Annotated in this window: 13 protein-coding genes; 9 read left to right on the top strand and 4 right to left on the bottom strand. The window is 62.7% G+C overall.

Annotated features, from left to right (window positions below):
• Positions 1 to 26: 26 nt before the first annotated feature.
• From BM400_RS08765 to BM400_RS08750, 4 genes are read right to left on the bottom strand one after another with little or no spacing between them, the layout of a single operon-like run.
• On the bottom strand, positions 27 to 1,694 hold the full coding sequence (locus BM400_RS08765; RefSeq protein WP_141223855.1) for an alpha-amylase family protein: 1,668 nt from the start codon (positions 1,692 to 1,694) through the stop codon (positions 27 to 29).
• Positions 1,687 to 3,171 carry a glycoside hydrolase family 125 protein gene (locus tag BM400_RS08760; protein WP_089838534.1) on the bottom strand — a complete coding sequence of 495 codons (1,485 nt, stop codon included), beginning with the start codon at positions 3,169 to 3,171 and terminating at the stop codon, positions 1,687 to 1,689. The genes BM400_RS08765 and BM400_RS08760 overlap by 8 nt, the downstream gene beginning before the upstream one ends.
• A gap of 44 nt (positions 3,172 to 3,215) precedes the next feature.
• A complete protein-coding gene (gene lepB, locus BM400_RS08755; protein WP_089838532.1) occupies positions 3,216 to 3,815 on the bottom strand; it encodes a signal peptidase I in 600 nt (199 codons plus the stop codon).
• A gap of 12 nt (positions 3,816 to 3,827) precedes the next feature.
• Positions 3,828 to 4,838 carry a serine hydrolase gene (locus tag BM400_RS08750; protein WP_089838531.1) on the bottom strand — a complete coding sequence of 337 codons (1,011 nt, stop codon included), beginning with the start codon at positions 4,836 to 4,838 and terminating at the stop codon, positions 3,828 to 3,830.
• 199 nt (positions 4,839 to 5,037) lie between these two features.
• On the opposite strand from BM400_RS08750, the gene murQ reads away from it, so the two are divergent.
• The 9 genes from murQ (at position 5,038) to BM400_RS08700 (ending at position 14,086) form a co-directional block, all read left to right on the top strand.
• Positions 5,038 to 6,006, top strand: coding sequence for an N-acetylmuramic acid 6-phosphate etherase (gene murQ / locus BM400_RS08745; RefSeq protein ID WP_089838529.1), 969 nt, complete (start codon positions 5,038 to 5,040; stop codon positions 6,004 to 6,006).
• A 205-nt stretch (positions 6,007 to 6,211) separates the two neighbouring features.
• On the top strand, positions 6,212 to 6,697 hold the full coding sequence (locus BM400_RS08735) for an REP-associated tyrosine transposase (protein WP_245781761.1): 486 nt from the start codon (positions 6,212 to 6,214) through the stop codon (positions 6,695 to 6,697).
• A gap of 133 nt (positions 6,698 to 6,830) precedes the next feature.
• Complete coding sequence (locus tag BM400_RS22800) at positions 6,831 to 8,975, top strand: pyrroloquinoline quinone-dependent dehydrogenase (protein WP_141223854.1); 2,145 nt, start codon at positions 6,831 to 6,833, stop codon at positions 8,973 to 8,975.
• Positions 8,976 to 9,118: 143 nt separating this feature from the next.
• Positions 9,119 to 9,646 (top strand): sigma-70 family RNA polymerase sigma factor, encoded by a 528-nt coding sequence (locus BM400_RS08725; protein ID WP_089838527.1) that lies wholly within the window; start codon positions 9,119 to 9,121, stop codon positions 9,644 to 9,646.
• Between the two features lie 93 nt (positions 9,647 to 9,739).
• Positions 9,740 to 10,147, top strand: a complete 408-nt coding sequence (locus tag BM400_RS08720) for a hypothetical protein (RefSeq protein ID WP_089838524.1) — start codon at positions 9,740 to 9,742, stop codon at positions 10,145 to 10,147.
• A gap of 125 nt (positions 10,148 to 10,272) precedes the next feature.
• On the top strand, positions 10,273 to 11,556 hold the full coding sequence (gene murA / locus BM400_RS08715; protein WP_089838523.1) for a UDP-N-acetylglucosamine 1-carboxyvinyltransferase: 1,284 nt from the start codon (positions 10,273 to 10,275) through the stop codon (positions 11,554 to 11,556).
• 79 nt (positions 11,557 to 11,635) lie between these two features.
• Positions 11,636 to 12,220, top strand: coding sequence for a hypothetical protein (locus BM400_RS08710; RefSeq protein WP_089838521.1), 585 nt, complete (start codon positions 11,636 to 11,638; stop codon positions 12,218 to 12,220).
• A 45-nt stretch (positions 12,221 to 12,265) separates the two neighbouring features.
• On the top strand, positions 12,266 to 12,487 hold the full coding sequence (locus BM400_RS22010; protein WP_089838519.1) for a hypothetical protein: 222 nt from the start codon (positions 12,266 to 12,268) through the stop codon (positions 12,485 to 12,487).
• A 297-nt stretch (positions 12,488 to 12,784) separates the two neighbouring features.
• A complete protein-coding gene (locus BM400_RS08700; RefSeq protein WP_089838517.1) occupies positions 12,785 to 14,086 on the top strand; it encodes an MFS transporter in 1,302 nt (433 codons plus the stop codon).
• Positions 14,087 to 14,116 lie beyond the last annotated feature (30 nt).

Here is a 14,116-nt window from a genome sequence, read left to right as displayed (position 1 = left end):
ATGTAACTTTCAAAAGCACAAATTAATCAAGCCCCAAACGGCCAGGCCCCATCGACCCCACTCCATCCATACATCTTCTTCACGCCACCCAAGCGCCACTTCCCCGGAGTGGTCGTCTCCATCCAGTCTTCCGCGGTCACCGTTCCCACCGGTTGAGCCGCAAGCGCAAACGCTTCCTTCAAAGCAGTCTTCTGCTTCGCCCCCACCACCGCCGGGTCCGCCGAAACAATCAAGGCTGTCCCGCTCCGCGCCACCACATCCATCCACATCTTCGTCTTCTCCCACGGAATCGCAGCCGTCACCGGCACACAATCCGCATCTCCCACAAAGAACCGTCGATTCTGCGGCAGACGAAACGCCAGCGTATTCACGCCCATCTTCCGCGTCCTCTCCCACACCTTCCCACTCACATCGTCACCGGTCCTGTTGGCCTCAAACACCCCCGCCGAAAGATGCCCGACCGTGTTGCATCCGATCACGCACGTCTTCTCACCCGCAGCCCCACGAATCGCCCCATACAAATCATTCACGATTTCCGCATTCGTCTTCGTGCGATCGCTGAACCCCCAACCCGCAAGCGTTGGTGAAGCCCCCATCTCAAAACCCCACTGCCCGAACAGCTCATAGGTGGAAAAGTCGTGTTTCACCAGCTCATAACCCCACGCAACCGCATCGGTAACTTTTTTAAGCACAATCTCCAAAGCCTCGGGAACGGTCGGATCGAACGCCAGCCCCTTCCTCCGGTCCGTCCGCCCCCCATACCGCGCCGCGGACAGCAGCAAGCCCTCAGGCGCACCGGCATGAGCCTCCAGAGGCCTCACCCAGATTCCCGGCCTCACACCCTTCCGCGCAATGCTCGCAGCAAGCCCGTGCATATCCGGAAACTTCGCTGGCTTCTGCCATCCATCGTCGATGATGGTAAACGGCCGCACCGTGCCCCCCGTAGCGACCTCCGCCATCAGGTCCGCATCCCGTTCAATCCCCGCCGCCGTGTTGTTCCCGTACGCGTAGTACCAGTCGTTGCTCCCGAAGATCGCCGTGGTCTTCCGTGCCGGCCTCTCACACATCACCGTGCAGAAAGCCGCAATCGCTGCCCCCGCATCTTCGCCGTCCTTCCCTCTGCGACTCACCACCGTCACCGCATCGAGCGTCCTATCACCCAGCCGAACACCCTCGCCACCATTCCGCACATCCAGCCAGAGCGTCACACCTTCGGCATCCACCTGCCAGAACGCCATCGCCTTCGCGCCGGTCTTCACACCATAACCATGCGTCTCACCCGCGGCATGCACCGCGCAGTACCAGGGCATCGCACGTTCCGGCACAATCCCCCGCCACTCCAAATCCCCATAGCTCCTCTCCCAAGCATCGCCCAGCACCTTCACATCGCCGGCGATCGCGCCCGCCCAGCGAATCCGCACATGCGTCAACGCGACCGCAGGAGACCTCACCGTAACCCGCATCGCACCATCCGAAACCGGCGTCCCAACAGACACCTGGCCCGTTCCCCACGCATCTCCACTCCGCGTCAACTCCATCGCCGAGCCCAACCCAGCAAACGCCGTCACCGTCGACGGAGTTCGCATCACCTCAACGAACCCCGAAGCCTTCACCGCACCACGCGCAGGCAAAGCCCCCGCCGCAGCCGCAGCGCCTATACCACCCAGCAATCCTCGACGAGAGATCTTACCCATGTGCCCTCCACGCCGGAAGCACCGTCGTTAGCAGCCCCGGCCTCTCCGCCTTCACCTTCAAAATCAACTCACCGAACAAAGTATTCGCCCATCCGAACCACGCCCGCGTAAAGTCCGCCGGCCGGTCCATCTGGAACGACTCATGAATAAACCCGGTCCCTGCCGTCGTATCCCGCAACTGCGCCAGACACGCCGCAATCTCCGCATCGTTATCCGCCGTAAGTGCCCGTATCAGCAGCGACATCGGCCAGATATACCCCAGCCCGATATGCGGCCCGCCGATCCCCTCCGCCGCCGTCCCCTTGAAGAAGTAAGGGTTCGCCTCGCTCAAACAAAACCGCCGCGTAGCCACATACACCGGATCGTTCCGATCGCAGCACCCCAGGTAAGCCAGGCTCATCAGCCCCGGCGCGTTCGCATCGTCCATCATCAGAGCATTGCCATACCCATCCACCTCATACGCCCATATCTTCCCAAACTCCGGATGCATCACCGTCCCATACTCTTCGAGCGCCGCCCACACCTCCGCACGCAACGCATCCGCCTCCCCGGCCAAAGCCTCATCCTTGTAGACGACCCGCAGAATCTCCGCCAGGTTCTTCAACTGCGCGACAGCAAACAGATTCGATGGCACCAGAAACGGATAGATACAAGCGTCGTCCGAAGGCCGGAACATCGAATAGATCATCCCCCCCGGACGCGCCGGATTCCCATACCCGCTCAGCGGCAACGTATCGGTCGGCACCGCCGACTCGCGTTGAAACGAATAGGGCCCTTTGCCGTCCTTCCTCTGCTGCTCTCGAAACGTTCCCACAATCGCCGCAGCCGCCTTGTGCCACGTCCCATCGAACGCCGCCGTATCCCCGGTCGCCTTCCAGAAACCATGCGCCAGCCGCACCACGTAGCAAAGAGAATCGACCTCCCACTTCCGCTCCGCAACCCCCGGCAGCATCTTCGTCTTGTCGTGGACCGACCACGAAAGCGGCTTGTCCGTCACATTCTTCGTAAACGAGTTCGCATACGGATCCCGCAACACCAGCGCCGCGTGCCGCCTGACCACACCCTCCAGCATCGCCCTCAGCTTCGCATCGTCCTTCGCAAATGGCAGATAAGCCGACACCTGCGCCGATGAGTCCCGCAGCCACATCGCATCGATATCGCCCGTCACCACATACGTATCCGGAACCCCACCCGTCACCATCGCATGCACTGTCGTATCCAGCGTATTCGGGAAGCACTGCGCAAACATCCGCGCCAGCTCCTTATCCGCCAGCCCAGGCACCGTCTCTGCAATCGCGCGCTCGACCGCCTCGCTCTTGAAAAGCCTCTTCCCCATCTCGGGCCGCCCCTTGAACGGAGCCACCTTCATCCCCACCTGGGCGAAGCCGCTCCCCGCCAGCACCAGCGAACCCAACCCACCGCGCAACACATCCCGCCGATTCAACCCATCAAACGTCAAAGCTTCCCTCCGAAACATCAAGGGAAGCCTATCACTGACAACTTACAACTTAGAACTGACAACTACCGCACCACACCCACCTGATCCATCGGCCAATACACAAACGCGGCCTTCCCATAGATCAAATCCCGGTCCACCGGCCCAAAGTCCCTGCTGTCGCTCGAAATCGACCGATGGTCCCCCATCACGAAAAACTTCCCCGCCGGAACCGTCATCTCCGGCTGCGACCGGTCGTCTGCATACATCGCCGGCACATACCGCTCGCGCAACGCATGCCCGTTCACGTACACCCGCCCATGATCGATCCGCACCTGTTCCCCGGGCCCCGCAATCACGCGCTTGATATAGCTCTTCGTATGGTCGTGCGGATAAAGGAACACCACCACATCCCCATGATGAATCTCACCCACCCGGTAAGCCATCTTGTTGATGAACAGCCGGTCCTGGTCTTCGAGCACAGGCAGCATACTCGTGCCTTCCACCCTCACCGGCTGATACAGAAACACAATAATGAACACCGAAACAGCCAGTGAAATCACCAGATCCCGCAGCCACGAGTTCACCGTGCTCTTCGGCTCAGGACGAGTCACGGCCTGAGGCGCAACACCCTCATGCTCCGCCGTCTGATCCGTCGTCACCGCCTGCTCGTCTGCCACGTTCATGCCTTCCTCAACTCACTCTTTAGACGTCGCCGAAGCCGATCCGCTTACCCCAAGCCCCAACCCTGGAACCAGAGTCTTCCCGTCGATCCCAGCCGGAGACCACGCCGTGACGATCATCTTCGCCAGCTTCGCAATCGTCAACTCTCCTTCATTATCCACAGTCCAGCCATGATCGACGTTGCCATACGTAAAGATCGAGAGAATCATCGGCCCCGACTTCCCCGCCACAATCGCCACATCCGCCCTCACCGCGTCCAGACTCCCCGTCTTGCTCGCGATCCCTGAACCCTTCTCCGTTGCATCCAGCTTCTCCAGATATCGCGGAATCGTCTCCCGGTAAAACTGGTTCCGCAGCATCTCCAGCGCGACCGAGCAGATGGCCCCATCCTCCGCTCCAGCCGCCTCACCCGGCCCCGCCAGCTCGCACCGCCCAATCCTCTCCATCACCGTCGCCATCTCCCGAGCCGTCGTCTTTCCCAGCCCGAACTTCGGCTGATCCTCCGGCATCGGTCCAGTCGCCGGCTTTCCGATCCTCTTATACAGATGCGTATCCTTCAGCCCCATCCAGGCTATCCGCCCATTGATCGCATCGATTCCTAACCGGTCGATCGCAAGATTCGTCGCCGTGTTGTCGCTCACGATCACCATCATCGTCAACACATCCTTCAGCGTCAGCGTCAACGGCGTATCGAAAAAATGCAGAATCCCCGACCCGCCCACCCCATCCCCCGGAGCCAGCACGATCTTCTCGTCCCACTTCGCCTTCCCCGCCTTCACCTGCTCCATCGCCTCGAACAGAATCGTCAGCTTGATCACCGAAGCCGTCTGCACCGGCACATCCGGATCCAGAGCAACCGTCCGCCCCGTATTCAACTGCGTGGCAAACAACGCGACCTTGCCCCGGTGTGCCACCGCCGCCACCGCCAACTGCTCCTTCAGCACCTGGTCCTCCGTGTGCAGCACCTGCGCCGTCGGACTTGACGCCTGGCCAGCCGGACCCTCCGGAGCCTGCGCCACTGACATACCAGCCAGTATCCAGGCCAGGCCAAAAGCACCGGCAAATCTCAAAACACAACGATGGATGAGCAAAAGGTCACCTCCAGGCCCGGCTTGTCGTCCAACGCCAGACATACGCGAACGATTCTTTCTGCATCCTACCGGGAGAGGGCTACAATTTCGAAGTGTTGGGCTAGAATCGGTTTTACAGATTGGCGACTACAAAATGGCAACGATGACCATGCTCGAGCAGCCCCCTTCCGAGAAGCCCGGTGCACGCACAATGAAGGAACTCACCACCATCACCACAGAGACGGCAAACACTGCCTCTGAGGGTTTTGACACAAAATCCGCGCTCGAAATCGCTCGCATCATCAATCACGAAGATGCGAAGGTCGCCGCAGCCGTCAAGAAGGCGCTGCCCGAGATCGCCATCGCCATCGACACCGTCGCCCGCTCTCTCCGCGACGGAGGCCGGCTCATCTATGTCGGTGCCGGTTCCTCGGGACGCATCTCCTCGCTCGACTCCTCCGAGTGCCCCCCGACCTACTCAACCTCTCCCTCTCAGGTCCAATACATCATGGCCGGCGGCCCCAAGGCCCTCGCCTCCGCCTCGGACGTCAATGAAGACTCTCCCGAGATCGGCCAGCGCGACATCGCCCGCCGCCGCCCCACCCGCAAGGATATTGTGATCGGCGTCAGCGCCTCCGGACGCACCCCTTACGTCATTGGAGCCGTGGAATACGCCCGTGCCCGCGGAGCCAAGACCGCCGCCATCACCTGCAACTACGACACCCCCATCTCCGACGTGGCAGAGTTCACCATCGTCGCCGAGGTAGGCCCCGAAGTCATCTCCGGTTCCACCCGTATGAAGGCCGGCACCGCCCAGAAGATGATCCTGAACATGATCACCACCGGCGCCATGACCCGTCTCGGCTACGTCTACGAAAACCTCATGGTCAACGTCCACATGAAGAACGCCAAGCTCGTCGAGCGTGGCATCCGTGTGCTGATGACCCTCTGCGGCGTAGACCGCGACACCGCGATCCGCACCATCAAGTCCGCCGGCAAGAGCATCCCCATTGCGGTCGTCATGCTCAAAGCCAACGTAGACAAGATGGAAGCCGTCCGCCGCCTCACCAAGTCCGACGGCAACGTCCGCCTCGCCATCGACGACTCCCGCCTGGAGCTATAGAAACAGCTTCTCAACGAAATGCCTTTGCCTTTGCCTTTGCCTTTGCCTTTGCCTTTGCCTTTGCCTTTGCCTTTGCCTTTGCCTTTGCCTTTGCCTTTGCCTTTGCCTTTGCCTTTGGGATTAGAGTGGGGCTTTAGCCCCACGTCAACAGGCACAAATTGAAAAGGGGCTTTAGCCCCGGGCCCTCTGCCCATCCCGCCACCCAATGCCCTTCGCCCCGCAAGAAATCCGAACTTACTTCATTACCAGCGTCACCGCCAACCGGCGCCGCCTCTTCCAAATCGAACAAAACTCCCTCCTCTTCATCAACCACCTGAACGACCAACGTACGAAGGGCCGTTTACACCTCCACGCCTTCGTCGTCATGCCCGACCACATCCATCTGCTCCTGACACCATCCCCGGAAATCTCCCTCGAAAAATCCATGCAGTTCATCAAAGGAGGTTTCTCTTTCCTCCTAAAGAGCAAACTCGACATTTGGCAAAAGACCTACGACAGCCGACGCATGCAGGATGCATCCGACTTCGCCACCCACGTCGCCTACATCCATCAAAATCCCATCCGCAAGAACCTGGCTCTTCAACCAGAGTTCTATTCCATACAGCTCAGCCAACCCTATCCACACCATCGACCCAGTCCCACCCCACTTCACCCTCTAGCCGTTGACGTTGGGATTAGAGTGGGGCTTTAGCCCCACGTCAAGGGCCCAAAGAGGAAGGGGGCTTTAGCCCCGGGTCGTTGAAACGCCGTGAACCTGCACTCCCAAAACCCCCGTCTCACCTCCCGTGAGTCCGTCCAAGCCCGCCCGCCCATACACTAATCCGATGCGAAGAAACAACCGCATCCTCGCTCTCGCCGGACTCATCCTCACCCCCATCCTCCACGCCCAATCCTGGCCCACCTACGGAGGCGACCCCGGCGGCCAGCGCTTCTCCCCCGCCACCCAGATCACGAAGTCCAATCTCAAGGACCTCCAGCCAGCCTGGACCTACCACACCCACGCCCTCGACCAGAATCGCCCCTCCAACCACGAGGCCTCCTTCGAGGCGACCCCCATCCTCGACGGCGACACCCTCTACCTCACCACCCCCTACGACGTGGTCATCGCCCTCGACGCCGCCACTGGCCAGCCCCGCTGGACCCACGACCCCAACCTAGCTCCCACCGCCGAGGGCTCCATCGTCGCCTCACGCGGCGTAGCCCTCTGGCACTCTGCCGTGCAAACCCGCATCTTCGTAGCCACCCTCGACGCCCGCCTCCTCGCCCTCGACGCCACAACCGGCCACCCCATCTCCACCTGGGGCACCCACGGCGAAATCGACCTCAAACAAGGCGTCCATCTCCAAAAAGACGGCTTCTACCGCATGACCTCGCCACCCACCGTCATCGGAGACATCGTCGTCGTCGGCTCCGGCGTCGGCGACAACCAGCAGGTCGACTCCGAATCCGGCCTCGTCCGCGCCTACAGCACTCTAGACGGCCACCTCCTTTGGTCATGGGAACCCATCCCCTGGGCATCCTCGCAGGCCATCCGCACCGGAGCCGCCAACACCTGGTCCGTCATCTCCGCCGACCCCGCCCTCAACCTCCTCTACCTCCCCACCGGCTCCGCCGCCCCCGACTACTACGGTGGCCTCCGCCCCGGCGACGACCGCGACGCCAACTCCATCGTCGCGCTCGACGCAACAACCGGCAAAAAGGTCTGGGCCTTCCAGGTCGTCCACCACGACCTCTGGGACTACGACATCGCCTCCCAGCCTCTGCTCTTCACCTTCCGCAACACCATCCCAGCCGTCGCCATCACCACAAAAATGGGCATGGTCTTCGTCCTCGACCGCCGAACCGGAGCCCCCCTCTACCCCATCCACGAGCGCCCCGTCCCTCAGTCCGATGTTCCCGGCGAGACCACCTCCCCCACCCAGCCCTTCCAGGAGCTCCCCAGCCTCTCCCCCTTGAACGTCTCCACCACCGACATCCAGACCACCTGGCAGCGCTCGTCTGAAGACGCCGCCTCCTGCCAGAGGCAGTTTGCCGCCCTCCGCAACGAAGGCCTCTACACCCCGCCCAGCCTGCGCGGCTCCGTCCTCTTCCCCGGCAACCTCGGCGGCGTCAACTGGGGCTCCGCCGCCCTCGACCCCGCCACCGGCATCCTCTACGCCAACACCAACCGCTCCGCCTTCAAAGCACGCCTCGTCCCCCGTTACGGCCTTGAGCGCGACCTCAAAGAGCTCAATCTCTGGCTTCACGACTGGGCCAACTGGGGCATCCTCGCCGGCATCATCCTGGCTCTCGGCACCCTCATCAACGGCTTCCGGCACAGACGCTTCCTCCCTGGACCCCTCACCCTGTCCGTCACCACCGCCCTCATGCTCGCCTGCGTCCCCATCTCCCGCCTTCCCATGCCCCACGAACCGGACTCCCTCGCCCACTTCGGCTACGAGCTCTCCCCGCAACACAAAACCCCCTACCTCATCGAGCGCGACCGCATCCTCGACACGCACCACCACCCCTGCTCCCCCACCCCCTGGGGAGCCATCTCCGCCCTCAACCTCAACACCGGCCAGATGGCCTGGCAAAGGCCGTTAGGCTCCATGATCGATAGTGCCGACACCGGAGCCATCAACTTCGGAGGTCCCATCGTCACCGCGTCGGGCTTGGTCTTCACCGCCGCCGCCGAAGACCCTTACCTCCGCGCCTTCGACGCCGCCACCGGAGATCTCCTCTGGCAACACGACCTCCCCGTCCCCGCCCAGTCCACCCCCATGACCTACACCCTCAACAGCCGCCAATATGTCGTCATCGCCGCCGGTGGCCACGGCGACAAAGCCACCAAGTTAGGCGACTCCCTCATCGCCTTCGCCCTCCCCAACGAGCCTGAAGCCACAAAACCGGGTGCCCCACAGCTCGCTTCTGAGATGGGGAAACACCGCCGCAACCCAATCCGTCGCCGCCAGATTCGCAAGGTGTAATATCCCACCGCCTCCCACGTCTTTACCGACAACAAAGGAGGAACACCCCATGAAATGCGCCTGCCAAATCTGCACCTGCATCCTCTGCACCTGCAAAACCATCAGCTAAACCAGGGGGCCGGGAACAACCGGCCCATCCCCTTATGCCCGAGACCACCCTCAATACGCTCCTCGACCACCGCAGCCAGTTCCTCGGCTTCGTCCGGCGCCGCGTCGAAAATCCCGCCCTCGCCGAGGACATCCTGCAGTCCGCCTATATCCGCGCCCTCCAGTCCGAGTCCGCCCCACCCGAAGAGTCCGTCGTCGCCTGGTTCTACCGCATCCTCCGCAACGCCGTCATCGACCACTACCGCCGCCGCGCCACCGAGAGCAAAGCCCTCGAAACCTTCGCGCACGAGCTCGAATCCACCCCCACCGTCGAACTCCACGACGAGGTCTGCGCCTGCCTTACCAGCGTCCTCGACGCCCTCACCCCCAGCTACGCCGACCTCCTCCGCTCCGTCGACCTCAACGAGCAGCCCCTGCAGCAGTACGCCCACTCCCACAACATCACCCCCGCGAACGCCGCCGTTCGCGCCCACCGCGCCCGAGCCGCCCTCCGCAAGCAGCTCCTCCTCACCTGCGGAGCCTGCGCCGAGCACGCCTGCCTCGAATGCACCTGCCGTCGCTAGACCCGCAACATTCCCTGCCATCCGTGTTCAATCCAATAGCAGCGAGCAAGGCGTACCCGGGCGCTAAGCAGCTAAGAACACAGGAGCTTACCCATGAACCGCACCTATCTTCCGTCAGCCCTCGCTCTCATCGTCCTCTCCGGATCCCTCGCCTTCGCCCAGGCCCCGCAACAGGCCCCGGCAGACACACCGCAGGCTGCGCCCATGCATCGCCAACACAAGCCCAACCCGCACCGCGAAGCCGCGATGCTGACCAAGAAGCTCAACCTCACGCCCGACCAGACCGCCAAACTCGAGCCCATCCTCGCTGATCGCGACCAGAAGATCGCCGCCCTCAAGCAAAACACGAGCCTCAGCCAGGCCGACTTCCGCGCCCAGATGAAGTCCATCCACAAGGACACCAAAATCCAGCTTGAAGGCGTCCTCACCCCCGACCAGCAGGCCCAGATGAAGGCGATGCGCCATCACCGCAACGAAGCGCCCCCAGCCCCAGGCCTGTAACCGGCCACTCCGGGTGCCCCACATCTCGCTTCTGAGATGTGGGGTTTTTCCGTTGCGCGCAAAACGTACCAACCCCGTCACCATCCCCTCTACCCGCACACCCCCACTCCCCGTAAACTAACCAGATGGATAAGTTTGTAGTTCGCGGCGGAAACCCGCTCCTCGGCACCATCAAAGTCTCCGGAGCCAAGAACTCCGCACTCCCCTGCATGGCCGCCGCCATCCTCACCGAGGAAGAGGTCGTCCTCGAGAACATCCCACAGGTTCAGGACATCGAGACCGAGCGCAAGCTCCTCACCTCCATGGGTGCCGAGGTCGAACTCGGCTACGGCCGCGCCCAGCACCGCACCTCCATCAAGTGCGCCATACTCTCCGACCCCGTCGCCAAGTACGAGATCGTCAAGACCATGCGTGCCAGCTCCCTCGTGCTCGGGCCCCTCATCGCCCGCACCGGCATCGCCCGCGTCGCCATGCCCGGCGGCTGCGCCATCGGCGGCCGTCCCATCGACCTCCACATCAAGGGCCTCGAAGCCATGGGAGCCACCGTCACCTACGACCACGGCTACCTCGAAGCTCGCGTCGACCGCCTCAAGGGCGCCCACATCGTCTTCGACAAGATCACCGTCACCGGCACCGAAGACCTCCTCATGGCCGCCACCCTCGCCGACGGCGAAACCATCTTCGAAAACTGTGCCCGCGAGCCCGAAGTCACCGACCTCGCCGCCCTCCTCACCGCCATGGGAGCCAAAATCGAAGGTGCCGGCACCTCCACCATCAAGGTCCAGGGCGTCTCCAGCCTCCACGGAGCCCGCCATCGCATCAACCCCGACCGCATCGAGGCCGGAACCTTCCTCATCGCCGGAGCCATCACCGGCGGCGACCTCAACGTCGACTGTTGCGAGCCCGAGCACCTCAGCGCCCTCATCGCCAAGCTCGAACAGATGGGCGTGAAACTCGACGTCGGCAAAGACCACGTCCGCGTCCGCTCCGGCGGAGGTCCCCTCAAGGCCGCCGACATCTCCACCGAGGAGTACCCCGGCTTCCCCACCGACATGCAGGCCCAGTTCATGGCCCTCGCCACCCAGGCCGAAGGCACCACCACCGTCACCGAAAACATCTTCGAAAACCGCTTCATGCACGTCTCCGAGCTCAACCGCATGGGCGCGAACATCACCGTCTCGGGCCGAACCGCAACGGTCCGCGGCAAGTCCGACCTGCAATCCGCCGCCGTCATGTGCTCCGACCTCCGCGCCAGCGCAGCCCTCGTCCTCGCCGCCCTGGTAGCCGACGGCGAGTCCATCCTCGATCGCGTCTACCACATGGACCGCGGCTACGAGCGCCTCGAAGAGAAGCTACGCGGCGTGGGAGCCCAGATCCGCCGCATGGGAGATGTCTTCGGCAAACGCTAAATCGCCGCGAACCAAACCATCCCGGCGTTCGTCCAAATACAATCGATACAGTCTCGCCAGCAAGAAGGATCTCTCAAACATGAAATTGCGGCTTCCCGTTGTCTTCTGCCTCGCTCTTGCTCTCTTCACCGTCGGTGCCCACGCGCAGATAGGCCTCTATCTCAATCCCCAGGCCATCCGCATCAGCAACTCCAAGGCGGACTCCGGCCCCTTCGCCTTCCTCCGCGACGGCGTCACCTCCCGCATGTTCTACGGTGTTAACTTTGGCGGATACTACGGCTTCTACCACCCCGCCGCGGCGGACGTCGCCGTGGAACTCCGCGACACCATCGTGCATGGCAGCGATGCCAGCCTCAACAACTTCTCGCTCGGCCTCCGCGTCGCCCCCAGGCGGACCCTCGCCGTCTTCAAGCCTTACGCCTCGGTCGCAGTAGGAGCCGCCAGCTCCAAACCCCCGACCAGCTCCGTCCACCGCACCAAAGCGACGGTTAACGGCTACGTCGGCGTCGACTACCCCGCCACCAAGTTCCTCGACATCCGCGTCGTCGAGGTCGGCTACGGCACCGCTTCCCTCATCAATAGCGGCAACTTCAACGGCCCTGCTGCCTTCCCGAACTCCCGCCTCCTCAGCTTCTCCAGCGGCCTTGTCTTCCGCATCAAGTAAACCAAACCCGCCACCCACCCGGGTGCCCCGCATCTCGCCTTTGAGATGTGGGGTTTTCATTTTGCCCCGCGCATTCCTGAAACTCCGGAGCATACCAACCGAAGAGGAGTCCAACATGGCACAGCCCCAGCTCTCATCTCCATCGACGAGTACCTCTGCACCAGCTACCATCCCGACGCCCATTTTGTAGATAACAAGATCGAGGAGCGCCACGGCGGCGAATGCGAGCACGCACGCCTGCAAAACGTCATTGCCGCTATCTTCTAAAACGACGAGAAGAACTGGCACGTCATCTCCGTCGTCGAACAACGGATCCGCATAGCCCCAACCCGTGTCCGCATCTGCGACGCTGGTCTCATCTCCCGCGAGGCACGCGCGAAACACGTCACCCAAACCCCACCCCTCGCCTGCATCGAGATACTCCTCCCCGGAAGACCGCCTCGCCCGCGCCGCCGGGGTCATGGAAGACTACGCTCGCATCGGCGTCCATCTTTTCCTCGCCTTTTCCGCCTTTCCCCCACAATCTTTTATCTTCCCGCTATCATCCAAGACACAGTCAAAATCATGCCCAAGTCCATCAACTCCCCTCGCCAGGTTCTCTTCGCCTCCCTCGTCGGCACCACCGTCGAGTTTTTTGACTTCTACATCTACGCGACCGCTGCGGTCCTCGTCTTCCCCCACCTCTTCTTCCCCGCCACCGACCCGGCATCGGCCACCTTGGCCTCCCTCGCCACCTTCGGCATCGCCTTCCTCGCGCGACCCATCGGCTCCGCCCTCTTCGGCCACTTCGGAGACCGCGTAGGCCGCAAGACGACCCTCGTCGTCGCCCTCTCCACCATGGGAGCCTCCACCGTCCTCATCGGCCTGCTCCCCACCTACCAGACCATCGGCATCGCCGCGCCCTTACTCCTCGCCCTTTGCCGCTTCGGCCAGGGCCTCGGCCTTGGCGGCGAGTGGGGTGGAGCCATCCTCCTCGCCATCGAAAACGCGCTTCCCGGCAAGCGCGCCTGGTACGGCATGTTCCCCCAGCTCGGAGCCCCCATTGGCTTCCTCTTCTCCGGCGGAATCTTCCTCATCCTCTCCCGCCTCATGACCGACCGGCAGTTCTTCCTCTGGGGCTGGCGCCTGCCCTTCCTGGCGAGTGCGGTGCTCGTCCTCCTCGGCCTCTACGTCCGCCTCACCATCACCGAAACCCCCGTCTTCCAGGCCGCCGCCACCCACCACGAGCCCGTCAAACTCCCTCTCGCCTCCATCCTCCGCGACTACTGGCGCCCCTTGCTCGCCGGCATCCTCGTCTGCCTCTGCACCTTCACCCTCTTCTACCTCATGACCGTCTTTTCGCTCTCTTGGGGAACGACCGCCCTGCACTACCCGCGCACCAAGTTCCTCCAGATGCAGCTCTTCTGCATCCTCTTCTTCGCCGCGACGATCCCCCTCTCCGCCCTCATGGCCGAGCGCGGCCGCCGCCGCGTCATGTTCGCCGTCACCATCGGGATCGCCCTCTTCGGCTTCGCCTTCGCCCCTCTCTTCGCGTCCGGAACCATCGGAGCCATCGCCATGATGGCCCTCGGCCTGTCGCTGATGGGCATCACCTACGCCCCGCTTGGCACCATCGTCTCCGAGCTCTTCCCCACCAAGGTTCGCTACACCGGCAGCTCCATGGCGTTCTCCATGGCCGGCATCCTCGGAGCCTCCCTCGCCCCCTACATCGCCACCGACCTCGCCAAAACCTACAACATCAACTACGTCGGCTACTACCTCAGCACCAGCGCCATCCTCACCATCCTCGGCCTCCTCATGATCCCCGAAACCAAAGACGAATCCCTCACAGAAATCCCGTCATCATCCAAATCACCACAACGATGAGCAGTTGAGCATTCGCCCACGCGCAACTCA

The sequence above is a fragment of the Granulicella pectinivorans genome (genome assembly GCF_900114625.1).
Taxonomy (GTDB): Bacteria; Acidobacteriota; Terriglobia; order Terriglobales; family Acidobacteriaceae; genus Edaphobacter; species Edaphobacter pectinivorans.
The sequence above is the reverse complement of the archived record's forward strand: the minus strand, read 5'-3'. Positions and strand labels throughout refer to the sequence as shown.